We start from the raw sequence: 22626 nt of genomic DNA, 5'->3' as shown, positions 1-22626 counted from the left end.
CTGTTCCCGTGGGGAGACCACCGGGACGCGGATTGGGGATCATCATGACGCGGCGACGTTCACCACTGCGACGGATGCTGGTGGTCCCTCTTCTCCTGATTACCACCCTGGCTGCGACGGCGTGTGCTCCCTGGGACCCCGATTTCGGCGGTGGCGCCTCGCCATCGGCCACGGGTTCGGCCACAGGTTCGGCCACCGGTTCCGCACCGGCCTCGCCTGCGCCGACGCCGATTTCCCGGGGGGGGGGGCTTCCCCCGGCACCGCGCCGCCGGAAGTCCTCGGTTACGGCGCGATCACCCGCTACGCTCCGGCGGGAGATTTCGAGGGCTACGTCACCTACGGGATAGGCGTCGGACGACCGATGGACACCGTGCCGCAGACACCCGTGCGCGTCTACGAGGTCGAGAAGATCGAGCAGGGTCAGCATCTCTATGTGGTGGCCATCCAGATCGACTCCACCCTCTGGCGCTGAGCCGCCAATCCCCCGAAACAAGGACGGCAAGGACGGCAATCAAGCCTGCGCCCTGATTACGGGTTCGCCCGCTTGCTGGGGAGTGCGATCAGGGTCTGGTCCGGATTGACTTCGACTGGTGGTCGAAGCCAGTAGTCCGTTTCGGTTCGGATGATGCTCCATTGCTGGTTGTGCAGGAGCAGGTGGTGTGGGTGGCAGAGCAGCACTCCGTCGACAAGGTCGGTGTAGCCGTTGTCGTTCAGCCAGTCGTTGATGTCGTGGGCTTCGCTCCAGGCGGGATCTGTCGCAGTCGACCCAGCAGCATCCGCCGTCGCGAACCCCCATTGTGGAAGGTACGCCGGGACGGACGGGATGTCGAAAGGCACCGAAAGGCACCGAAAGGCACCGACGGGCACCGACGGGCACCGACGGGCACCGACGCAGCGCCGGCCGCGGCCCGGTTCTACACTGGGTGGAGCCGCGGGCCAGACCGACCCGGCACTCCCGGAAACGAGGAACCCACCCGATGGACGCGTCTGCTCAATCGGAGAAATCAGCTCAATCGGAAATATCGGACCCGATCGAGCGTCTCGCAGTCGATCCCGCCGTTACCGATGCCGCCGAGATCGCCCGCCGGCTCGAGACCGACGCCGCCCGGGGCCTCACCGGCGCCGAAGCCGCGCGTCGCCTCGCGGCCGAGGGCCCGAACAAGCTGCGCAGCGTGCGCCCGGTGCCGTTCTGGCGCCGGATCCTGGCCCAGTTCAACGACCCTCTGATCTACCTGCTGCTGGTCGCCACCGCGGTGTCGCTCGGCGCCTGGCTGATCGAGGGGGCACCCGGCCTGCCCGTGGACGCCATCGTGATCGCCGTGATCTTAGTGCTCAACGCCGTGCTCGGCCTGGTGCAGGAGGCGCGCGCCGACAACGCCGTGGCCGCCCTGTCCACCATGACAGCGGCATCCTCGACCGTCATGCGCGACGGCCTGCTCGCCACCGTGCCCAGCACCGAGCTGGTGCGCGGCGACCTGCTGGTTCTGGGTGAGGGCGACAGCGTGGGGGCGGATGCCCGCCTCACCGAGGCGAGTTCGCTGCGGATCGCGGAGGCCTCCCTCACCGGCGAAAGCGAGGCCGTCACCAAGAACCCGCGCACCCTTCCCGCCGCGGCCGCCCTCGGCGATCGCCTGAACATGGTCTTCAAGGGCACCGCCGTCAGCCAGGGCGTCGGCCGCTGCATCGTCACCGGAACCGGCATGAACACCGAGGTCGGCGCCATCGCCACGATGCTTGACCGCACCGAGGCGCACCCCACCCCGCTGCAAACCGAGATCGGCCACATCGGCAAGCTGCTCAGCGTCGTCGTGATCGCGATCGCCACGGTCGTGATGCTCACCATCGTGCTCGTGCAGGGCGTGTCCACGCCCGCCGACTTCGTGACCGTGTTCCTGCTCGGGGTATCCCTCGCGGTCGCAGCCGTTCCCGAGGGGCTGCCGGCAATCCTGTCGGTGATCCTCTCCATCGGGATACAACGGATGGCGCGGCAGAACGCCGTTGTCAAGAACCTGAAATCCGTGGAGACCCTGGGCTCCGCATCCGTGATCTGCTGCGATAAGACCGGCACGCTAACCCGCAACGAGATGACGATCCAGCAGTTGCTGACCGCCTCCGGCCGGGTGGACGTGACCGGGGTGGGCTACCGCCCCGAGGGCGAACTGCGCCAGGGCGACGAACCGCTCACAGACCCGGCACTCCGCTTTGAGGCCCAGCTGGTGCTGGGCGTCGGTTCCCTCGCCGGCAACGCCCAGCTGACCGAGCACGACGGCGAGTGGGAGATCCAGGGTGACCCCACGGAGGCCGCGTTCCTGGTGGCCGCGGCCAAACTCGAGGGCACCACCGGGCACATGGCCCGGTTCGAACGTCGGGGTGAGATGCCCTTCACCTCGGAACGCAAGATGATGTCCACCCTGCACCAGGAGACCGGCGACGACAGCCTGCGCATCTTCAGCAAGGGCGCGCCCGACGTGCTCCTCGAGCGCTGCGCCTACGTGCAAGTCGGCGAGACGGTCGTACCTCTGACCGCCGAGCAGCGGCCACGGATGCTTGCCGACATCCAGGCGCTCTCGGCCCAGGCCTTCCGCACCCTGGGTGTCGCCTACCGAGTCGCCGACGAGAACACGGCGCCGCTGGACGAGGCCGACGAGCAGGACCTGATCTACGCCGGGGTGGTCGGCATCATCGACCCGCCCCGCGCCGAGGTGACGTCAGCCGTCCAGGAAGCCCACCGGGCGGGCGTGCGCGTGATCATGATCACGGGCGATCACCCCGCCACGGCCGCGCGGATCGCGAGCGACCTGGGGATCGTCGAACCGGGGTCGACGACGCTGGCGGGAGCAGACCTCGACCACCTCGACGAGCCGGGGCTACGGGAGGCGGTGCGCGGCACATCCGTGTTCGCCCGCGTCTCCCCGCGGCACAAGCTGCGGATCGTCGACGCCCTGCAGGCCAACGGCGACATCGTGGCGATGACCGGCGACGGCGTCAACGACGCCCCGGCCCTGAAGTCCGCCGACATCGGCGTGGCCATGGGCATCACGGGCACCGAGGTGACCAAGGAGGCCGCGAAGATGATCCTGGTCGACGACAACTTCGCCACCATCGTCGCCGCGGTGCGGGCCGGCCGGGTCGTCCTCGACAACATCAAGAAGTTCCTGCGGTACCTGCTGTCCTCGAACATGGGCGAGGTGCTCACCGTGTTCCTCGGCGTGCTCCTCGCCGGGGTGCTGGGCCTGACCGGCGCCGGCAGCGAGACCGTGGTGCTGCCCCTGCTGGTCACCCAGATCCTCTGGATCAACCTGATCACTGACTCCGGCCCGGCCCTGGCGATGGGCGTCGACCCGGAGATCGACGACGTGATGGCCCGCCCCCCGCGCGGGATCAACGACCGTATGATCGACCTGCGCATGTGGGTGGGCATCATGTCGACCGGCCTGGTGATGGCGGTGGTCACCCTCGCCACGATCGACCTGTTCCTGCCCGGCGGGCTGCTGCCGGCGCTGGAACCCGGCACGGACGGCCTCACCGTGGCCCGCACCGCGGGGTTCACCACCCTGGTCTTCGCCCAGCTGTTCAACACACTCAACGCGCGCTCCGAGCTGACCACCGCGTTCCACCGGCTGTTCGTGAACCCGTGGCTGTGGGGGGCGATCCTGCTCGCGATCCTGTTGCAGGTGGCCGTGGTCGAACTCCCGCTCCTGCAGACCGCGTTCGGCACCACCTCGATGGACCCTCTGCACTGGGCCGTCTGCGTGGGCATGGCATCCGTCGTGCTGTGGGTCGAGGAACTGCGCAAGTGGATCCTGAGGGTGCGCGCCTGACCTCTCCCGTTCCGTGCTGGACGCGTGCGATCTCGTTTCCGCAAAGCGCATTACGATCGGGGCATGAGCCTGTCAGGACCACCGGAACCCACGGCGACGGAGTCGGCATCCGCGCCCCGCCGCAACGAAACGGATGTCCAGCGCCTCGACCGCAATTGGCTCTCGCTGTTGCAGGAGCTCAGAGTCACCCAGACGGGCACCCAGATCGTTGGTGGTTTTCTGCTCGCCCTCGCCTTCCAACCGCGGTTCACCGAACTCGACCTGTACCAACTGACCGTGTATCTGATTCTTGTCGCCACGGCCACCACCACCACCGTTCTGGCGCTCGGGCCGGTCAGCCTTCACCGGCTGCTCTTCGGGAAGCATGCGATGAAGCAGATCGTGCGGGTCGCCGACGTGCTCGTGCGGGCCACACTGGTCGGTGTCGCCGTGATCCTCGCCGGCACCACCCTGCTGGTCTTCGACGTGGTGCTGGGCCGAACGGCCGGTCAGGTGGCCGGGGCCGCGGTACTACTGGTCATCGTGGCGGTCTGGCTGGTCCTGCCGCGCCGGGCGAAGCGCTGAGGACGACTGGCGGCGGACGACTGGCGGCGGACGACTGGCGGGGGACGACTGGCGGGGGACGACGCGGGGATATCGGTGGGACGGCTCCGCCGCATCAGCAGGCGCCCGACTGGCCCGCGCCTCCCGTCGTTGCGGCGTCCTCGGCCGTACGCAGCAGCGGGTAGTGCGCGTCGTTCGGCGGGATCATCAGCGACTCGGCGACGCCGCCGGCGACGAGCTCGTAGTTGACGAATCGCCCATCCCCGGTCCAGAGATAGAACAGGCTACAGCCGTATCGGTCAGTCGGGTCCTGGTCGGCGGTGACCCAGGTGCGGCTGCCATCGGGGAGGAGTGCCCGCAACTGCTCCGCGGCCTGATCGCCGAAGCATTCGGCGCTGTCCCCCACCTCCGGCGTATCGATTCCGAGCAGTCGTACCTTGACGGCATCCGTCGTCGCCACCAGGGCGTTCGGCTGGTCCGTTCGCAGAAAGAGCGTGTCGCCATCATGCACATGCTCCACGGTCATCGGGACGGCTCCGCTCGGTCGTGCGGGGATGCCGCCGACCGCTGTCTCGACGGTGCCGTCCGCGGCGGTCGCCACCGGGCCGGTGCTCTCGCCGGAGCTCTGGCCGGAGCCTTGGCTCACCGAGCTCAGCATGCTCTCGAACTCGGTCGCCAGGAATTCTGACTGCTGGACCCAGGCGAAGCCGAGTACTCCGAGAACGAGAACACCGATCGGCACGCGCGAGCGGCCCTGTCGTCCACCCATTCCCCGAGACTAGGGCAGAGCCAGGCAGGCACACGCCACCCGCCGTGTCTGACGAGTCCGAGGCCCGGGAGCACCTCCGTCCCGAACGAATTCGACGGAGATTTTGCCGGAATCGGCCCCGAAAACTCCGAAAAAGCTGTTTTTCACGAAAATCTCCGTCGAATTGGTTCGACGCCGGACAGGGCAGGCCGGGCACGTGGCGAGAGGGCGCTCCGGACGTCTGACCGGCTAGGGCGCTGCGGTTTCCTCCACGGCGTGGAACCACGGCGGGTACACGACGACCTTGGGCTTGTGCGCCCCGGCGGCGAAAAGGCTGCGCACCGCGTCGCGCACCTTGTCGTTGGCGACGCCGACGAGCGTGACCAACTCGAACGGGAACGACTCGGTGACGAGCAGTTCCGCCTCCCGGATCTTCTGTGATTCCTGATCGGCGCGCAGCGAACGCAGCATGCGGTCGGCAGTCTCGGGAGCAGAGCCGAACCTGGTCAGGGCCCCCGCGGCATCCCCGTTGGTCACCGCGACGCTCGCTGCGACGGTTTCCTCGGCGCCGGCCTGGGCGTCGAGGAGCTTCTTGACCGTGCTGACCAGAATGACGAAGTCGTACGTCGGGGAGCGGTGCGCCTCCGGCGACAGGCGCGGGTCGTTGGATTCGGTGAGGAGGCTGTCCCACAGGCGCGCATTGGGCGAGAGGAAGAACGGCACGTAGCAGGCGACGCTCGCGCTGTCGTCTCCGGCGACGAGCGCGGCACGCCGGGCCGCGCGCTGAGGTGCCGACGACAGGTCGACGACCGGCCGGGCGGTCCAGGCGTCGCTCGCGTCGGCAAGCAGGCGCCCGCTGTTCAGGATGCCGGCGAGGTTGCGGATGTGGGTGACGTGGTAGATCCGCTGCTCACCGACGTTGTCGTGGGAGGATTTCGTGCTCCTGACGGGCTTCAGAGTGCTGGCGGCCTTGGCGGTGGCCGCCTTCGCGGTAGCGGTCTTCGCGCTCAGGGTGGGGTTGGGTCCGCCCAGGGTGACGGTGCGCGGTGACGGCGAACTGCGAAGCGACGGTGCGCGGCCCGTCGACTTGCTCCGGCTGGCGCGGGTGGCCACGCCGGGCACGATTTCGGGAGCGGCCTTCGGGAAGCAGCTGGCGCAGAGGCCGCCCTCGAGTCCATGGATGCATTCGTCGCTCAAGCTAGAAAAACCTTTCGTGTGCGTGGCCCCCACACTCTTCAAGTCCGATGCTTGAAGACCACATATCAACGGTACGGTCATTTCTGACCTCGTGGTGACCGATGGCGGGATCCGTTCGGCCCATTTCGGCCTGAGGGTGAGTCGCACATGCCTTGTCGCTCCCGGCGAAGGGTGCTACTACCGACGTATGAGCAGCGTTGACGATATCGACGAGGACAAGATCGAGGTCGGCAAGCCCAGGGAATGGGCGGCGGGGGTGCCAGGCGTCACCCATGCAATGGGGCCGGCCTTCCGGCAGATGGGTGTACCCCGCAGCCTGAAGGCACTGACTGCGATGAACCAGCGGGACGGCTTCGACTGCATGAGCTGCGCCTGGCCGGATCCCGATCGGCGCAAGACGTTCGAGTTCTGCGAGAACGGCGCCAAGGCGGTGACCTGGGAGGCAACGCCGATCACGATCCCGGCCGAATTCTGGGCCGAGAACCCGATCAGAGAGCTGCTCACGAAGTCGGAGTACTGGCTCGGCATGCAAGGCCGCCTCGTGCAGCCGGTGCACAAGCCGGCCGGGTCCGAGCACTACCGGCCGATCACCTGGGACGCCGCGTTCAAGCTGATCGGGGACACCCTCCGCGGACTGGACTCGCCCGACCAGGCGACGTTCTATACGAGCGGTCGCACCTCCAACGAGGCGGCCTTCCTCTACCAGCTGTTCGTGCGCGCGCTCGGCACGAACAACCTGCCGGACTGCTCGAACATGTGCCACGAGTCGACCAGCCACGCGATGGCGGAGACCGTCGGGATCGGCAAAAGCACCGTCACCTACGCCGACTTCGCCCGTGCGGACCTGATCATCATCATGGGGCAGAACCCGGGCAGCAACCATCCGCGGATGCTCACGGCGCTGGAAGAGGCGAAGGAGGCGGGCGCCGCCATCGTCGCCATCAACCCGCTCTTGGAGGCAGGGCTGATGCGCTACAAGAACCCGCAGAAGGTGCGGGGCGTCGTCGGGGCCGGAACCGTGATGGCCGACCAGTACCTGCAGATCCGGCTCGGCGGCGACATGGCCCTCATGCAGGCCCTCTCCCGACGGGTGCTCGACGCCGAGGCCGCCAGGCCCGGAACCGTGCTCGACCATGCGTTCCTGCGCGAGAACTGTGTCGGGCTGGAGGAGTTGCGCGAGCACCTCGCCCACCAGGATGACGGTGCGGTCCTGGCGGCCACGGGGTTGCGCGCGGCCGAGATCGACGAGCTGGCCGACCGGTATCTGCGGGCGGACCGGGTCATCATCACCTGGGCGATGGGCATCACCCAGCACAAGAAGGCCGTTCCGACAATCCGGGAGATCATCAATCTGCTCCTGCTGCGCGGCAACATCGGCAAGCCCGGCGCGGGGGCGTCCCCGATCCGCGGGCACAGCAATGTGCAGGGCGACCGCACCATGGGCATCTGGGAGAAGATGCCACCGGCGTTCCTGGACGCCCTGGAACGAGAATTCGGGTTCGACCCGCCCCGCGTGGACGGCCTGGACAGCGTCGACTCCATTCGCGCCATGCGCGACGGCCTGGTCACGGTCTGGATCGCCCTGGGCGGCAACCTGGTCGGCGCGATCTCCGACACCGTCGTCGCCGAGGCCGCAATCCAGAAGACGGTGCTGAGCGTGCAGATCTCCACCAAACTGAACCGGTCCCACGCTGTGGTCGGCGACCAGGCGCTCATCCTGCCGACCCTGGGCCGCACCGAGATCGACCTGCAGGCCACCGGCGCGCAGTTCGTGTCGGTTGAGGACACGGTCTCCGCGGTGCACTCGTCCACCGGCCTGCTCCCACCGGTGTCGGATCAGCTGCTCTCCGAGGTGGCCATCGTGTCGCGCCTCGCCCGGGCCGCCCTCGACGGCACCGCCTCGATCGACTGGGCCGGTTTCGAGAGCGACTACGACAGCATCCGTGACCACATCTCGCACGTCATTCCGGGCTTCGCCGACTTCAACCAGCGCATCCGCCAGCAGGAAGGTTTCTCCCTCCCCCATGCGCCGCGCGACCTGCGCACGTTCCCGACCCCCAGCGGCAAGGCCCTGCTTACGGTCAACGAACTCGAGCCCCTCGAACGGCCGCCGGGGCGTCTGCTCCTGCAGACGCTGCGCTCGCACGACCAGTTCAACACCACGATCTACAGCCCCAACGACCGCTACCGGGGCATCAAGAACGGCCGCCAGGTCATCTTCGTCAACCCGGAGGATGTCGCGGAGCTGGGTTTGATCAGCGGCATGCTCGTCGATGTGCACAGCGAGTTCAGCGACAACGTCGACCGGGTGCTGCGGCGGTTCCGGCTCGTCGCCTACCCGAGCGCCCGCGGCTGCGCCGCCGCCTACTTCCCCGAGGCCAACGTGCTGGTGCCCTTGGATTCCACCGCGGAGGGCAGCAACACCCCCGTCTCCAAGGCGGTGCTGGTGCGGCTGGAACCCTCGCGCTGACCAGATACACGCCCTGGCCAGAACGAAAGCGGGGCGCCCGATCCGCTGCGGCCCGGCGGCGGAGGGCCGCACGTCGAAATCGAAGATTGCCGTGGGATGTACACGATAGAGCAGGAGTTTCGGGCTGGTCGTCGAGGCTCACCTCGAGTCCCGCAACGAGGCGGATGTCGACGCGAGGCGGATGGCGACGCGAGGCGGATGGCGACGCCGCGGGGCGCGGACAGGTGCGTGACGCTCACGGTGAGCGCCATCATCACCGTGCGCAGCACGAGCGACTACCAGGTGAAGATCGTGGCACCGAAGTCGAGCACGCCGCTGACCTTGAGCAGCTCCGGCGGCAGGGAGGCGGCCGTGGCCTGCAGCAGAGCCGCGGACGACGACAGCCCGAGCGCCCACACCGCGCCGAGCCCCCTGAAGGCCGCGGCGCCGAGGACCCGGTAGTCCACGCGCAGGTCGCCCCTGCGGGCGATCGTCCGGGCCAGGAGCCCGGCGAAGACCAGGCTGAGCCCCCCGTTGAGAAACGACACCGACATTGACAGCAGGACCACGAAGCTCACGGCTGTCGCGGCGCACGTCGGCACCGTCGCCAGCCGGCCGATGGTGGTGCGTGCTTGCCTGAACGCAGACCGGGTCCGCAACCCGGCCGACGCAATGTGCCCCGAGCGGGGGTGTCAAACCACCGATCCGGTGCCGGAGCGAGTGCTGCCGCGCCGAGCGCATCCGTTGTCGTACTTGAAAGTTCGTAGTCAGAATTGTCAATTGTCCTAGACATCCGGGTCGCGGTCTACCTACACTCAAAACTCGCGAATGCCTTTCTCTGGGCTGGGGAACTCGTTTTCAGAATCGAAACTGAACTCCGAATGAACGACGATAACGTGCTCCCCACACCGACCTGCGCTTTCTGCTACGACCCGATGGCGCCGGTCGGCGGCGGCTGGTGGTGCGATCACTGCCAGGAATTCGCGTAACCGGTCGCGCCTCGGCCGGTCGCGTTCTCGGCCGGTCGCGTGGCTCCGCGCGCGGCATCCGCACCCTGAACCCCTAACGAATTCGACGGAGATTTTGCCTCTACGAGCCTGTTTCGGGCCGAAACGGGTTCTCTCTGGCAAAATCTCCGTCGAATTGGTTGGATAGGGCAGGGCAGGAGGTTGGGTAGTGTGGTTGGGTTCCACCACCGCCTGTCCGGGCACCAACCCAGAGGAGTCCCATGTCGATCACCGTTAAAGGCGTCATCGCTCGATCGAAGGGCGCGCCGGTGGAGCTTGTCGACATCGTCATCCCCGACCCTGCACCCGGTGAGGTCGTCGTCGACATCGAGACCTGCGGCGTCTGCCACACCGACGTGCACTACCGTGAGGGCGGTATCAACGACGAGTTCCCATTCCTGCTCGGCCACGAGGCCGCCGGCCGGGTCAGCGTCGTCGGCGAGGGTGTCACCCACGTCGCCGTGGGCGACTTCGTCGTGCTGAACTGGCGCGCCGTCTGCGGCGACTGCCGCGCCTGCAAGCGCGCCGAGCCCTGGTACTGTTTCAACACCTTCAACGCCACCCAGAAAATGACCCTCACCGACGGCACCGAGCTCAGCCCCGCCCTCGGCATCGGCGCCTTCGCCGAAAAGACTCTTGTGCACGAGAAACAGTGCACCAGGGTCAACCCTGCCGCCGACCCCGCGGTCGTCGGACTGCTCGGCTGCGGCATCATGGCCGGCATCGGGGCCGCCATGAACACGGGCAACGTGACCAGGGGCGACTCGGTCGCCGTGATCGGATGTGGCGGCGTGGGCAACGCGGCGGTCGTCGGGGCCCGGCTCGCCGGGGCATCCGTCATCATCGCGATCGACCGCGACGCGAAGAAGCTCGCGACCGCCCAGACGCTGGGCGCCACCCACACCATCGACTCAGCCGGCCTCGACGAGGACGGCGTGGTCGCGGCCGTGCAGGCACTGACCGGCGGGTTCGGCGCGGATGTCGTGATCGACGCCGTCGGGCGTCCCGAAACCTGGCGGCAGGCGTTCTACGCCCGCGACCTGGCTGGCACCGTCGTGCTGGTGGGCGTGCCGACCCCCGAGATGATGCTGGAGATCCCGCTGCTCGACGTGTTCGGCCGGGGCGGTGCTCTGAAGTCGTCCTGGTACGGCGACTGCCTGCCGGAGCGCGACTTCCCGATGCTCACCGACCTCTACCTGCAGGGCCGCCTGCCGCTGGACGGGTTCGTCAGTGAACGAATCGGAATCGGGCATATCGAGGAGGCCTTCGCGAAGATGGCCCGCGGCGACGTGCTGCGCTCCGTGGTCGTGCTCTGATGACGGCGCGGATCGAACACCTCGTCACCTCGGGCAGCTTCAGCCTCGACGGCGGCACCTGGGACGTGGACAACAACGTCTGGATCGTCGGCGACGACGACGAGTGCGTTGTGGTCGACGCGGCCCACGACGTCGACGCCATCCTCGCCGCGGTCGGCGACCGCAAGCTGGTGGGCATCCTCTGCACGCACGCGCACGACGACCACATCGGTGCCGTCGCCGGGGTGCAGGCCGCGCACACCGCGCCGACCTACCTCCACCCCGACGACATGATGCTGTGGGACCGGGTCTACCCGGATGCCCCGCCGAGCCGTCCGCTCGAGAACGGCCAGCGCATCCGGGTGGCCGGTATTGAACTCGAGGTGCTGCACACGCCGGGGCACTCCCCCGGCGCCGTCTGCTTCTATGCGCCCGCGCTCGGCACGGTCTTTAGCGGCGACACTTTGTTCCAAGGCGGACCCGGCGCGACCGGCCGGTCGTTCAGCGACTTCCCCACGATCCTCGCCTCGATCAAAGGCAAGCTGCTGATGCTCCCGGTGAGCACCGTCGTGCTCACCGGCCATGGCGAGTCGACGACAATCGGCGCCGAGGCCGGGCACCTGGATGAATGGATCGCCCGCGGCCACTAGAGCGTGACCCCGGAAGACTGCCCCGGAAATCCGTCGAGCGGCGCCGCCGATGTGGTCAGAATCCGTTTTTGGCAGCACGGACTGTGGCTAACTCAGGAGATCCCCACGCGCCGGCGACGCCCACCGCGTGATTCCGCGGCACATGTGCGGCCAAGAGGCATTGCGTTGTCAGATCTCCTGAGTCAGCCACACTGCGGCGGAGGCTGGTTCGGGACACCGGCTGCCCGCGGGCGACCCTGACCGGGCTCAGGCATCCGTCGGTTCGGGCCATCCACTGTGGCTAATTCAGGAGATCCCCGTGCCCGGCCGGCACCCGCCTCGTGATTCCGCGGCCGATGCCGGCCCATACTCATCAGGCTCGCCATTCTCCTGAGTTAGCCCCAAACGGCCGGTGGCAGCAGGCAGTAATAGTGGGCAGCAGCGCGCGAGCAGCGCGCGAGCAGCGCGCGAGCAGCGCGCAGCGACGGATGTCCGCAGCCGGCAGGTCAGCGGCGCACGATCGAGCGCAGCAGCCGCACAACCACGGACAGGGACGCCATGTCGTCCTGACCGAGGGCGTTGACCTCCTCGAACACGCTGCGAGCCCGTCCCAACTGTTCCGCGTTGAGCGCCTCCCAGGCGAGCAGTCGGGCGTCGGCGTGGCCGGCATGCGTTTCCTTCAGCACCGCCCGCGTCATATCGGCGACCGTCGAGTACAGGTCGTCGCGGAGGGCGGCGCGGGCCAGGGCCTGCCAGCGGTCCTTGCGCGGCAGCACGGTGATGCGCTCCAGCAGGTTGTCCACCCGGAACCGGTCGTAGACCGTGTAGTAGACGCCGGCGACGTCGGCCAGAGGCTCATCGACCTGGGCGGAGATCTGCGCCACGTCCAGCAGGGCGAAGGCCTCGAAGAGTTCGGCCCACCGGCGACCGAGGTTCTCCGGTACGCCCCACTCCTGGGCGGTCTCCAGCAGGGACTGCACGCGTTTGAGGTCGCCGCCCTTGAGGTAATCCTCCAGGTGGGCGCGCATCAGGTCCATTTGCGGTTTGTACTGGGCCACCACCTCGCCCACCGGTCGCGACGCCCCCTGGTTGACCTGCCAGCGCACGGCCCGGTCGAGCAGGCGACGGATGTCCAGGTGGATCGACGTCCAGTGCTTGGTCGGGAACGACGACGGCAGGGCGTTGACCTCGGCCACGAGCACGTCGATTTCGAAGATCTCCCGCAGCGCGACGAAGGCTTTCGCGACCGTGGCCTGGTTCGCCGAGGTCTCCTCCATAGCCCGGAACGCGAAGGTCACGCCGCCGAGGTTGATCATGTCGTTCGCGACGACGGTGGCGATGATCTCGCGGCGCAGCGGATGCGTGTCGAGCTCGGCGTCGAAGCGCTCGGACAGCTGCACCGGAAAGTACCGGCGCAGGGTTCGGCCGAACCAGGGGTCGTCGGGCAGGTCACTGTCCCGCAGCGTGGTCGCCAGATCGATCTTGGCGTAGGCCGCCAGCACGGACAGCTCGGGTGAGGTCAGGCCCTGGCCCGTTTCAAGGCGCTCCCGCAGCGTCGCCGTGGTGGGCAGCGCCTCCAACTCGCGCTTGAGGTCGCCTGAGGCCTCCTGCCAGTCCATCAGCCGTTCGTAGCTGGGGCTCCAGGTGGTCACCTTCGCCCGGTCGTTGAGCAGCAGGATGTTCTGGTCGACGTTGTCTTCCAGCACCAGCCGCGCCACCTCGTCGGACATGGAGGCGAGGAACTCCGACCGCTCCGACTCGGCCAGCTTGCCGGCGGCCACCATCCGGTCGACGAAGATCTTGATGTTGACCTCGTGGTCGGAGCAGTCCACCCCGGCGGAGTTGTCGATCGCGTCGGTGTTCAGGATCACGCCGGTGAGGGCCGCCTCGATGCGCCCGAGCTGGGTCATCCCGAGGTTGCCGCCCTCGCCGACGACCTTGACCCGCAGATCCCGGCCGTCGACCCGGATGGCGTCGTTCGCTTTGTCGCCGACCTGCGCGGCCGTCTCGCTGCTGGCCTTCACATACGTGCCGATGCCGCCGTTATAGAGCAGGTCGGCCGGGGCGGTCAGGATGGCGCGGAGCAGTTCCGGCGGGCTCAGCCGCACCGTCCCGTCCGGCAGCCCGAGTGCGGCGCGCACCTCGGCGGAGATCGTCACCACCTTGGCCTGGCGCGGGAAGACCCCGCCGCCGGCACTGATTAGGCTGGTGTCGTAGTCCGCCCACGACGACCGCGGCAGGGCGAAGAGGCGCGCTCGTTCCTGGAAGGAGCGCGCGGCATCCGGATTCGGGTCCAGGAAAATGTGCCGGTGGTCGAAGGCCGCCAGCAGACGGATGTGCTCCGAGAGCAGCATGCCGTTGCCGAAGACGTCGCCGGACATGTCGCCCACGCCGACGACCGTGAAGTCCTCGGCCTGCGTGTCGACGCCCAGTTCGCTGAAGTGGCGCTTGACCGACTCCCATGCGCCGCGGGCGGTGATGCCCATTGCCTTGTGGTCGTAGCCGATCGAGCCGCCGGAGGCGAACGCGTCGCCCATCCAGAAACCGTATTCGGCGGCGACGCCGTTGGCGATGTCGGAGAAGGTGGCCGTGCCCTTGTCGGCCGCGACGACCAGGTAGGAATCGTCGTCGTCGTGGCGCACCACCCGGGCGGGCGGCACGAGCTGCTCCCCCTCCGCCGTGGTCACCAGGTTATCGGTGAGGTCGAGCAGCCCCCGGATGAAGGTCTTGTAGCTCCCGATGCCCTCGGCCATCCAGGCCGCGCGGTCCAGCGCCGGATCGGGTAGCTGCTTGGCGAAGAACCCGCCCTTGGCGCCGGTCGGCACGATCACCGCGTTCTTGACCGTCTGCGCCTTGACCAGGCCGAGCACCTCCGTGCGGAAGTCCTCCCGCCGGTCCGACCAGCGCAGCCCGCCGCGGGCCACCTTGCCGAAGCGGAGGTGTACGCCCTCCACCCGCGGGGAGTACACCCAGATCTCGTACTTCGGTCGCGGGAACGGCAACAGCTCGATCGTGGTCGGGTCGAGCTTGATGCTCAGGTAGGGCTTGTCCTGGAAGAAGTTCGTGCGCAGCGACGACTCGATCAGGTTGATCAGGGTGCGCAGCACCCGGTCGGCGTCGAGCGTGGTGACCTCTTCCATGGCCGCCGTCAGCTCATCCTTGACCTGCAGGCTGCGACGGATGCGCTCCGGATCGGCAAATTCCGGATCGAACCGGGCCTCGAAGAGCGCCACCAGCCCTCGGGTGACGGCCGGATTGGCCAGCAGGGTATCGGCGATGAAGCCGTAGGAGTTGGTGTTTCCGGCCTGGCGCAGGTACTTGGCGTAGCTGCGCAGGATGACGACCCGGTGCCAGGGCATGCCCTCCCGCAGCACCAGTCGGTCGAGGCCGTCCGATTCGATGGCCCCGCTGACGGCGGCGCCGAAGGAGTCGGCCAGGAGTGCGCCGGTCGCGACCGGGTCCACGCCCTCGGGGTAGCTCAAGCCCAGGTCGTAGAGGTAGAACGCGCGGCCGTCGGCGGTCTCGATCTCGAAGGGCACCTCGTCGAGCACCTCGATGCCGAGGTTCTGCAGGAACGGCAGGATCTGGCTCAGGCTCTTGGGCTCCATCATGTAGAGCTTGATCCGGGCATCCTCCGCCGTGACGCCGCGTCCCGCGGTGCTTCCGTCGTCGGCGTCGATGACCGTGTCACCGGCGCCCGTGCCGGTCGGAAGATACACGTTCAGCGCCGGCCGGATCGGCCCGGTCCCGGCGGCCGCCGCCGCGGCGCCGGCCTCGAATCTCCCGATGTCCTGCACGGCCTCCTCGAGCTCGTAATCCACCCGGTAGCTGGCGGGGAACGCCTCCGACCAGAGTTCGGAGAGGCGCTCCGCCTCGTCCAGCGGGTGGCTCTCGCGCAGTTTCTCGCCGATCCCCTCGGGCCAGGACCGCACCGCCATCACCAGCCGGTGCTCCAGCGCGACGGCGTCGACGACGCCGACCGTGTCGTTCTTCTGCAACCGGATGCGGAAGAACAGCCGGGCCAGCGCGGACTCGGTCATCCGGGCCTCGAAGTCGACGGACTCGGCGTGGAAGGTGTCCCGCAGCTCCTTCTCGATCCGCAGCCGCACGGCCGTGGTGTACCGGTCGCGGGGGAAGTAGACCAGCGCGGTCATGAACCGGCCGTAGACATCCGGGCGGAGGAAAAGCCGGGTGCGCCGCCGCTCCTGCAGACGCTGGATGGCCAGCGTGGTGGTGAACAGGGTGGGCACGTCGATCTGGAACAGCTCGTCGCGGGGGTAGGTTTCCAGGATGCCGAGCAGCTCCTTGCCGCTGTGCGACCCTGGCGGGAACCCGGCCTGGTCCATCACAGCGTCGACCTTTTCGCGCAGGATCGGCACGTCCCGCACCGAGCTCGTATACGCCGTGGCGGCGAACAGGCCGATGAAGCGCTGCTCCCCCCGCACGTTGCCGTCCGCATCGAAACTCTTGATCCCGATGTAATCGAAGTACGCCGGGCGGTGCACGCTGGAACGCGAGTTCGCCTTGGTGATCACCAGGGCGCTGCGCTCGCGCGCCTTGAGCCGGCCGGCATCCGTCAGGTGCTGAATCTGGTGCCCGTCTTCGGTGGAGCGCAGCAGCCCCAGGCCGCTGCGGTCACGGATGCTCAGCACGTCCTCTCCGTCGACGGTCTCCAGGTCGTACTCCCGGTAGCCGAGGAAGGTGAAGTTGTCGCGGTCGAGCCAGCGCAGCAATTCCTGCGCCTGCTTGATCTCCTGGATGCCCTCGGCGTGGGCGACGTCGCCGAGCGCGTCGGCGATCTCCACGGCCTTCGTTCGCATGGCCTGCCAGTCCTCGTTGGCGGCGCGAACGTCGCCGAGGACCGTGGCCAGCCCGGTGACCAGAGCAGCCCGCGCCTCGTCATTGGCGGTTTCGATCTCGATCGCGATCCACGACTCGACCTGGGTGACGGTCTCGTCGACGTCACCGGGCCGAGCGCCGTCGCCGCCGTGCACGCGGGTGACGCCGAGAAGCTCGTTGGTGTTCCGGTCGCGGGTCACGACGAGGAGCGGGTGCACTTCGAGGTGGATGGCCGAGTGCTGGCGCACCAGCTCGGCGGTCACCGAGTCAACCAGGAAAGGCATGTCGTCGGTGACGATGTAGACGATGCTGCGGCCGGCTTCGTTCCGGATCTCGATGTTCGGGGTGCTGGGGGTGCGGCTCTGGGCGACCTGCCAATGGTGGACGGCCCGCTCGCGGAGGGTTCCCACATCGGAGTTCTGCCGGTCTTCCCCGGCCAGGTGCTCGTAGTAGTCGCCCAGGAAAGCGTCGAGTGTGCTGCCTGCCGGTGATTTCCCGGTGCGGGTGGACTCAGACGTCATTGAAATAAGCCTCCATCAGAAAATCTCCGCGTCATTGCGGATCACGTGCGTACGACCCAAGGCATGCAACAGCCACGCCCCTGTCTACCATCGTAGATTCCGTGGCCGGGTTCCACAGACCGAACCACCGCGCAGTCGTGGATCCGTCGCAAAGTGCACGCGCGTAGGCTGACCCGATGCGCGCGATCATCGTAGACACCCCCGGCGGCCCCGATGCCCTCACCCTCACGACGGTGAGCGACCTGCCCATCGGGGCCCGGGACATCCGGATTCGAGTGGCCGCCGCGGGCGTGAACCGGGCGGATGTCGCGCAGCGGCTGGGCAGCTACCCGTCGCCGGCCGGAGCGCCGCAGTGGCCCGGGCTGGAGGTGTCCGGAGTCGTCAGTGAAGTCGGCGCCGAGGCAAAGCGGTTCGCGGTCGGCGACCGGGTGTGCGCCCTGCTGGCCGGCGGCGGCTACGCCACCGAGGCCGTGGTGCACGAGGACCTGGCCCTGCCCGTGCCCGAATCCGTGGACCTCGTCGAGGCCGCGGGCCTGCCGGAGGCGCTGGCCACCGTGTGGTCGAACGTGTTCCTGAGTGCGGGGCTGGCCGCCGGGGAGACGCTGCTCGTGCACGGCGGCGCCAGCGGCATCGGCACCACCGCGATCCAGCTGGGCGTGCTCGCCGGCGCGCGGGTGGCCGCGACGGCCGGCTCAGCCGAGAAGCTGGCGGTGTGCCGCAGCCTGGGCGCGGAGATCCTGATCAACTATCGCGAGCAGGATTTCCCCACCGAAATCCAGGCCGCCACAGAGGGGCGCGGCGCCGACGTGATCCTCGACATCATCGGTGGCTCCTACGCGGTCCGCAACGTGGCGGCACTGGCGGTCGACGGCCGGATCATGGTGATCGCCAACCAGAGCGGCGAGAACGCCGACTTCAATCCGTTCCATCTGATGCAGAAGCGCGGCCGGTACTGGGGTACCACCCTCCGCTCCCGCCCGTTCGCGGAGAAGGCGGCCATCATGCAGGCCCTCAGGACGGATGTCTGGCCCTGGCTCGAATCCGGCCGCTTCCGCCCGGTGATCGACAGCATTTTCCCGTTCGAGAAGGCCGCCGAGGCACACCGGCGGCTGGAGGCATCCGTTCACGTGGGCAAGATTCTGCTGGTCGGTGATTGAGCCCGTCGGGACTCGGGACTGAAACATGCGCTGGAAAAACATTCTGAAGAGGGGACAAGTTTTGAACAGCATCAGTCTGTTCGTGCCGATCCTGCCCGGCAAGCTCGACGCCTGGAAGCAGTTCACCAGGGAGTCGAACGCGCGCATGGGCGAGCACACGGAGTCGCGCCGGCGGGCCGGCATCACCTGAGAAACTGGCACACCAAGAGCCGGCGGCAGGCCACGGCCAGTTCCGACACCGAGTGAGGATGCCGCCGTGGATCCAGAGCTGCTCCACGTTGGTCGGCTTCCACTCTGTCGGCGACCTCCGGCGACACGAGGTCGGCCAGCCATCCGTCCCGAACGAATTCGACGCCGAACCCGGCGCTCGCCCGTGCTGAACAGCGTCCGCGCGGTGCAGTCAGCTCTGCCAATCCGGGAGCGATGCAACCAACCGATTCGGACTCACTCGTCCTGGGCAGGCGAGGCACGGTAAGCGCCCCGCGGGCCTGCTACCGTAAACGCTGTCGAATCCCCACCCGATTGGAACCACCCGCATGAAGAACTGGTCCTTCACCACCTGCGCCGTCGCCGGGTTCAGTTTCAGTGCCTTCGGGGTGGCCCTGATCATTCTCAACGCCGTGACGGCCAACGCGTTCCTCACCGTCCTGCTCTGGATGGCGGGCGTGGCCCTCCTGATCGGCGGATCCCTGTCGGTGCGTGCCCACCTGCTCTGGACGCGCGGCGACACCCAGTAGACGAGGCCCCGCCCTCGACGCTCAGTAGTCGAGGCCCCGCCCTCGACGCTCAGTAGTCGAGGCCCCGCCCCTTAGATCGCGAATTCGCCGCCCGGAGCGCGCTCCGTCTCGGCGAGGCTGGCCGGCACATTCGTGGCGTTCACCGACTCGTCGCTGTAGGTGGAGGTGACCAGGATGGGCAGGTGGTCGGAGGTGCCGAGGGGCAGCGTCTCGACACTGTCGATGGACAGCCCGATGGAGGTTGCCAGGTCGAAATGCCCGCGGAAGAACTTGTAGCGCGTGTACGTTCGGGTGTCGCTCAGGGTGAGGTCGTAGCCGGACTGAGTTATGTGGTCGCCGAGGCGCCCCTTGAAGATCGGGTAGTTGTAGTCGCCCACCATCAGGGTCGGCAGGCCCGGCCCGAGCACGTGCAGTTCTTCGTGCGCGGTGCGGATCTGGTTGCGCCGCAGGGAGTTGAGCGCGGTGAGCGGCGCGGCGTGGAACGAAGCGACGACGATTTCGCGGTGGGCGACGAGGTCGGTCAGTCGGGTGCCGATCAGGCGCTCATGCGCGGGGGTCAGCACGCGGTCGTGCAGTGACTTCTTGAGCGCGAAGGTCTGGGTGCGCTCGTTGGTGAACCGGTCCATGCGATAGTAGATCGCCAGGCCGAGTCGGTTACGCACAGTGGAGTCGGCGAGGTGCAGGAGACCGATCTCCTCGGGGAGCTCGAGGGTGTCGCATTCCTGCAGACACAGGACGTCGGGATCGTAGTTCTCGGCCAGGGCGATGAGCTCACCACTGGCACGATTCTTGCGGAGGTTATAGCTGATGACTTTCACGACTGACCTTTTTCGACTCGACTTGACTCGCTGAACACCCACCTAGCCTACGTTTGCGACGCCGAAATGCTATAACGGCTGGGTGAATCCTCGGCGGCCCTCATGCGAGACTCGGGGCATGATGCAGGATGCGACGGCCACAGTGGCGGCAACGGTGACGGCCACAGTGGCGGCAACGGTGACGGCCACAGTGACGGCAACGGTGCAGTCGGTCAGCCGAGACGAACGGCACGCGTTCAGCAAGCCGACGGTCCCGGACATCCGTTTGATCGCGGGATTCGGGGTGGAGGGCGACGCTCACGCCGGAGCCACGACGCAGCACCGCTACCTGATCGTGAAGGATCCGACCAGGGCGAACCTCACCCAGGTGCACTTCATGCCCGCCGAGCTCTTCGACGAGCTGCGGGGGGCCGGCTTCGAGGTCTCCCCCGGCGAGCTGGGCGAGAACATCACAACCCGCGGGCTGGATCTGTCCGGCCTTCCGCGGGGTGCCCGGCTGCGGCTCGGCACCGACGCGGTCGTGGAGATCACCGGGATGCGCAACCCCTGCTCACTGATCAACGGGTACCAGAAGGGGCTGATGAAGACGCTGATCGACACGGATGATGCCGGTCAGGTGATCCGCAAGGCGGGGATCATGGGAATCGTCGTCACCGGGGGAAGCGTCGCTCCCGGGGACCCGATTCGGGTGCGGCTGCCGGCCGGGGAACACCTGCCGCTCGGCGTGGTCTGACGCTTGGGTAACGGCAGTCGGCGACCCTGCTAGTCTCGGCCTCACCTGACCTGTGGAGGAGTCCCGATGGCACGCAAGAACTACACCCCCGATCAGAAAATTTCCCGCCTCCGCGTCTACAACATCATGGCCGGCTCACTGCACCTCGTGCAGGCCCTGGGCTTCGCATACGTGCTCACCCTGCTCAGCACCCAGGTCACCTTTGCCGTCACCGCCGACTATCTGTCGGGTCCTCCCGGCGTGCCGCTGCCGCCCGAGCGGGTGACCCTGTTCGACGTCAACGTGGGCATCGGCGTCGTCTCCTTCCTGGCGCTCTCGGCCTTCTTCCATTTCCTGATCTCGTCGCCGAAATTCTTCCCTCGCTACGCGGCGGGGCTCAAAGCCAACCGAAACTACTTCCGCTGGGTCGAATATTCCCTGAGCTCCTCGATCATGATCTGGCTGATCGCCCAGATCACCGGCATCACCGACATCGCGGCCCTGTTCTCGATCTTCGCCGCCAACGCCGCCATGATCATGTTCGGGGCACTGCAGGAGAAGTACGAGACACCCGGCAACGGCAAGTTCCTGCCCTTCATCTTCGGGTCGATGGTGGGCGTGGTGCCGTGGGTCGTCATCCTGATCTACTTCATCGCCCCCGGCTCGAACACCGAGGCCGCACCGCCGGCCTTCGTTTATGGCATCATCATTTCCCTCTTCCTGTTCTTCAACACGTTCGCCGTCAACCAGGTGCTGCAGTACCGTCAGGTCGGCGGCTGGCGCGACTACCTCCGCGGCGAGCGCGCCTACATCACGCTGAGCCTGGTCGCCAAGACCGCGCTGGCCTGGCAGGTGTTCTCTGGCGCGATCATCCCGGCACTCACCTAGGGCAATCGTCTAGCCGATCAGCTCGGGCCTGAGCTGGTGCCGGGCACGGCAGAAGCACCACCCCCGTGCTTCGAAGCTGGTCCGCAGCGCCACCTCGTAATCGTCCCGGGCGAAGCCAGGGACAGCTGTCGTCTCACCGACCTTCCGGGTCAACAACGACCCCGCGAGGCGACGGCTACAGCGTCGACGGACGAGTGCCCGCAGAGCGCGCACTCGGGGAGTGGGCACCCGTAGCGCGGCCGCCCGCGTCGGAGCCGTCGAGGAACTCGAGGATGTCCGGCAGGAGGCGTGGGTCTGAGATCGCGGCCATGTGCCCCTTGCCGGGGAAGAGGATGAGGCGGGCGTTGGGGATGCGCGCCACCGTCTCGCGGAACAGCTCGGGCGTGTAGAAACCGTCCCGGTCACCACCGATCAGCAGGGTGGGCGCTTCGATCTCGCCGAGCCGGTCGCGCAGGTTGAAGGCGTCTTCGGCGCGAATGGTGGTGATCAGGTCGGGGCTGGCCTTGCCGAACGTGCGGGGTCCGAGCATCCAGCCCATGCCGGCTGCCAGCCGACTCGGGGGCTTGTCGCTGAGGACACTGAACATCTTCCGGCCGGCCTGCCGCGGGCGCCCGGCAAGAACCTCTTCAGCGACCCGGCGCTGCACCTTCTTGCCGTTTTGCCCCAGGGTGTAGGCCGCGCAGACCACGACGAGACGCTGCACCACATCGGGATGGTCGGCGGCGAGTTGCAGGGCGATGCTCCCGCCGGTCGACGTGCCGATCACGTCGATGGGCCCCGGAAACTCCAGGCGCAGAGCGTCGGCGTAGTCCCGGGCGATGTCGGCCATGCTGGCGTTCGGGTCGAGGCCCGGGCGCGGGGTCAGCCTGAGCACGCGGTGCCGGGCCGCCACCGGAGCCAGCATCCGGGTCACGAGCATGCGCTCGACGCCGACCGTCGGTTGAAAGTTCTGGGTGAGGCCCGGGATGGCCACCAGCGGCGAGCCCGTGCCGAACCTCAAATAGGGCATCCCTCCGAGGAGGGTGCCCGTTCGCCGAGCCATGGTGCGCGCATCGGTGACATTCTGTGTTTGTGTCGCGGGGGGCATTGAATTGACCCTTTCGTTTCATTGACGGTTCCGGATGCCGTCAGCCGGCTCCGCGGAAAGCGGTGCGGCAGCGAGCGGTGCAGCAGCGATCGGCCCGGCAGCAACCGGCTCTGGCGTGGCCGGCTGCGCAGAACCGTTGGTGACAGTACCCGCGCCGCGGGACCCCCGAAAGCGTCCC

18 protein-coding genes are annotated in these 22626 nt (G+C 67.8%); 11 read left to right on the top strand and 7 right to left on the bottom strand.

Features of this window, described 5'->3' with window-relative positions; all coding sequences use genetic code 11:
- Positions 1–121: 121 nt before the first annotated feature.
- Positions 122–472, top strand: a complete 351-nt coding sequence (locus tag E3T40_RS13780; RefSeq protein ID WP_134544232.1) for a hypothetical protein — start codon at positions 122–124, stop codon at positions 470–472.
- A gap of 56 nt (positions 473–528) precedes the next feature.
- Here the strand turns inward: E3T40_RS13780 and E3T40_RS13775 are convergent, their stop codons facing one another.
- Positions 529–837 carry a hypothetical protein gene (locus tag E3T40_RS13775; RefSeq protein ID WP_134544229.1) on the bottom strand — a complete coding sequence of 103 codons (309 nt, stop codon included), beginning with the start codon at positions 835–837 and terminating at the stop codon, positions 529–531.
- Positions 838–977: 140 nt separating this feature from the next.
- On the opposite strand from E3T40_RS13775, the gene E3T40_RS13770 reads away from it, so the two are divergent.
- Both E3T40_RS13770 and E3T40_RS13765 read left to right on the top strand, forming a co-directional pair.
- Positions 978–3821 (top strand): cation-translocating P-type ATPase, encoded by a 2844-nt coding sequence (locus E3T40_RS13770; protein WP_134544226.1) that lies wholly within the window; start codon positions 978–980, stop codon positions 3819–3821.
- Positions 3822–3884: 63 nt separating this feature from the next.
- The gene (locus E3T40_RS13765) at positions 3885–4385 is read left to right on the top strand and encodes a DUF6328 family protein (protein ID WP_134544224.1); all 501 of its coding nucleotides are present in this window, start codon (positions 3885–3887) and stop codon (positions 4383–4385) included.
- 94 nt (positions 4386–4479) lie between these two features.
- Here the strand turns inward: E3T40_RS13765 and E3T40_RS13760 are convergent, their stop codons facing one another.
- Both E3T40_RS13760 and E3T40_RS13755 read right to left on the bottom strand, forming a co-directional pair.
- Positions 4480–5133 (bottom strand): thermonuclease family protein, encoded by a 654-nt coding sequence (locus tag E3T40_RS13760; protein WP_134544221.1) that lies wholly within the window; start codon positions 5131–5133, stop codon positions 4480–4482.
- Positions 5134–5361: 228 nt separating this feature from the next.
- The gene (locus E3T40_RS13755; protein WP_134544218.1) at positions 5362–6309 is read right to left on the bottom strand and encodes a DarT ssDNA thymidine ADP-ribosyltransferase family protein; all 948 of its coding nucleotides are present in this window, start codon (positions 6307–6309) and stop codon (positions 5362–5364) included.
- Positions 6310–6496: 187 nt separating this feature from the next.
- Here E3T40_RS13755 and E3T40_RS13750 point away from each other — a divergent pair, with 187 nt between their 5' ends.
- Complete coding sequence (locus E3T40_RS13750; RefSeq protein ID WP_134544215.1) at positions 6497–8779, top strand: FdhF/YdeP family oxidoreductase; 2283 nt, start codon at positions 6497–6499, stop codon at positions 8777–8779.
- Between the two features lie 275 nt (positions 8780–9054).
- On the opposite strand, the gene E3T40_RS17170 is transcribed toward E3T40_RS13750, so the two are convergent.
- Positions 9055–9336, bottom strand: a complete 282-nt coding sequence (locus tag E3T40_RS17170) for a TIGR00366 family protein (RefSeq protein ID WP_233193961.1) — start codon at positions 9334–9336, stop codon at positions 9055–9057.
- A 650-nt stretch (positions 9337–9986) separates the two neighbouring features.
- Between E3T40_RS17170 and E3T40_RS13740 the strand changes: the two genes are divergently transcribed.
- Positions 9987–11081, top strand: a complete 1095-nt coding sequence (locus tag E3T40_RS13740; protein ID WP_104169654.1) for an S-(hydroxymethyl)mycothiol dehydrogenase — start codon at positions 9987–9989, stop codon at positions 11079–11081.
- A complete protein-coding gene (locus E3T40_RS13735) occupies positions 11081–11710 on the top strand; it encodes an MBL fold metallo-hydrolase (RefSeq protein ID WP_134544212.1) in 630 nt (209 codons plus the stop codon). Before E3T40_RS13740 ends, E3T40_RS13735 begins: the two co-directional genes overlap by 1 nt.
- Before the next feature lie 485 nt (positions 11711–12195).
- Here the strand turns inward: E3T40_RS13735 and E3T40_RS13730 are convergent, their stop codons facing one another.
- Positions 12196–17049, bottom strand: coding sequence for an NAD-glutamate dehydrogenase (locus E3T40_RS13730; RefSeq protein WP_134544209.1), 4854 nt, complete (start codon positions 17047–17049; stop codon positions 12196–12198).
- A 176-nt stretch (positions 17050–17225) separates the two neighbouring features.
- Between E3T40_RS13730 and E3T40_RS13725 the strand changes: the two genes are divergently transcribed.
- From E3T40_RS13725 to E3T40_RS13720, 3 genes are all read left to right on the top strand, one after another.
- Positions 17226–18206 carry an NAD(P)H-quinone oxidoreductase gene (locus E3T40_RS13725; RefSeq protein WP_134544206.1) on the top strand — a complete coding sequence of 327 codons (981 nt, stop codon included), beginning with the start codon at positions 17226–17228 and terminating at the stop codon, positions 18204–18206.
- 61 nt (positions 18207–18267) lie between these two features.
- Positions 18268–18396 carry a hypothetical protein gene (locus E3T40_RS17370; protein WP_255408677.1) on the top strand — a complete coding sequence of 43 codons (129 nt, stop codon included), beginning with the start codon at positions 18268–18270 and terminating at the stop codon, positions 18394–18396.
- A 346-nt stretch (positions 18397–18742) separates the two neighbouring features.
- Complete coding sequence (locus E3T40_RS13720; protein ID WP_134342835.1) at positions 18743–18943, top strand: hypothetical protein; 201 nt, start codon at positions 18743–18745, stop codon at positions 18941–18943.
- 71 nt (positions 18944–19014) lie between these two features.
- On the opposite strand, the gene E3T40_RS13715 is transcribed toward E3T40_RS13720, so the two are convergent.
- Positions 19015–19761, bottom strand: coding sequence for an endonuclease/exonuclease/phosphatase family protein (locus E3T40_RS13715; protein WP_104169649.1), 747 nt, complete (start codon positions 19759–19761; stop codon positions 19015–19017).
- A gap of 118 nt (positions 19762–19879) precedes the next feature.
- On the opposite strand from E3T40_RS13715, the gene E3T40_RS13710 reads away from it, so the two are divergent.
- Together E3T40_RS13710 and heR are read left to right on the top strand one after the other, a co-directional pair.
- Positions 19880–20494, top strand: a complete 615-nt coding sequence (locus E3T40_RS13710; RefSeq protein WP_241981789.1) for an MOSC domain-containing protein — start codon at positions 19880–19882, stop codon at positions 20492–20494.
- A 66-nt stretch (positions 20495–20560) separates the two neighbouring features.
- Positions 20561–21361, top strand: a complete 801-nt coding sequence (gene heR, locus E3T40_RS13705) for a heliorhodopsin HeR (RefSeq protein ID WP_134544203.1) — start codon at positions 20561–20563, stop codon at positions 21359–21361.
- Positions 21362–21536: 175 nt separating this feature from the next.
- On the opposite strand, the gene E3T40_RS13700 is transcribed toward heR, so the two are convergent.
- Positions 21537–22403: an alpha/beta fold hydrolase gene (locus E3T40_RS13700; RefSeq protein WP_166786645.1), complete on the bottom strand. Its 867-nt coding sequence runs from the start codon at positions 22401–22403 to the stop codon at positions 21537–21539.
- Positions 22404–22626: the final 223 nt, after the last annotated feature.

It is taken from the genome of Cryobacterium sp. TMT1-19 (assembly GCF_004403055.1).
Lineage (GTDB): Bacteria > Actinomycetota > Actinomycetes > Actinomycetales > Microbacteriaceae > Cryobacterium > Cryobacterium sandaracinum.
Note: the sequence above shows the minus strand (reverse complement) of the source record. Positions and strands in the feature narration are given on the sequence as shown.

Excerpts from the sequence above, each read along its gene's own strand:
- E3T40_RS13770 (WP_134544226.1), top strand. The coding sequence starts at position 978 with ATGGACGCGTCTGCTCAATCGGAGAAATCAGCTCAATCGGAAATATCG.
- E3T40_RS13765 (WP_134544224.1), top strand. The coding sequence starts at position 3,885 with ATGAGCCTGTCAGGACCACCGGAACCCACGGCGACGGAGTCGGCATCC.
- E3T40_RS13760 (WP_134544221.1), bottom strand. The coding sequence starts at position 5,133 with ATGGGTGGACGACAGGGCCGCTCGCGCGTGCCGATCGGTGTTCTCGTT.
- E3T40_RS13750 (WP_134544215.1), top strand. The coding sequence starts at position 6,497 with ATGAGCAGCGTTGACGATATCGACGAGGACAAGATCGAGGTCGGCAAG.
- E3T40_RS13740 (WP_104169654.1), top strand. The coding sequence starts at position 9,987 with ATGTCGATCACCGTTAAAGGCGTCATCGCTCGATCGAAGGGCGCGCCG.
- E3T40_RS13735 (WP_134544212.1), top strand. The coding sequence starts at position 11,081 with ATGACGGCGCGGATCGAACACCTCGTCACCTCGGGCAGCTTCAGCCTC.
- E3T40_RS13730 (WP_134544209.1), bottom strand. The coding sequence starts at position 17,049 with ATGACGTCTGAGTCCACCCGCACCGGGAAATCACCGGCAGGCAGCACA.
- E3T40_RS13725 (WP_134544206.1), top strand. The coding sequence starts at position 17,226 with ATGCGCGCGATCATCGTAGACACCCCCGGCGGCCCCGATGCCCTCACC.
- E3T40_RS13720 (WP_134342835.1), top strand. The coding sequence starts at position 18,743 with ATGAAGAACTGGTCCTTCACCACCTGCGCCGTCGCCGGGTTCAGTTTC.
- E3T40_RS13710 (WP_241981789.1), top strand. The coding sequence starts at position 19,880 with ATGATGCAGGATGCGACGGCCACAGTGGCGGCAACGGTGACGGCCACA.
- heR (WP_134544203.1), top strand. The coding sequence starts at position 20,561 with ATGGCACGCAAGAACTACACCCCCGATCAGAAAATTTCCCGCCTCCGC.
- E3T40_RS13700 (WP_166786645.1), bottom strand. The coding sequence starts at position 22,403 with ATGGCTCGGCGAACGGGCACCCTCCTCGGAGGGATGCCCTATTTGAGG.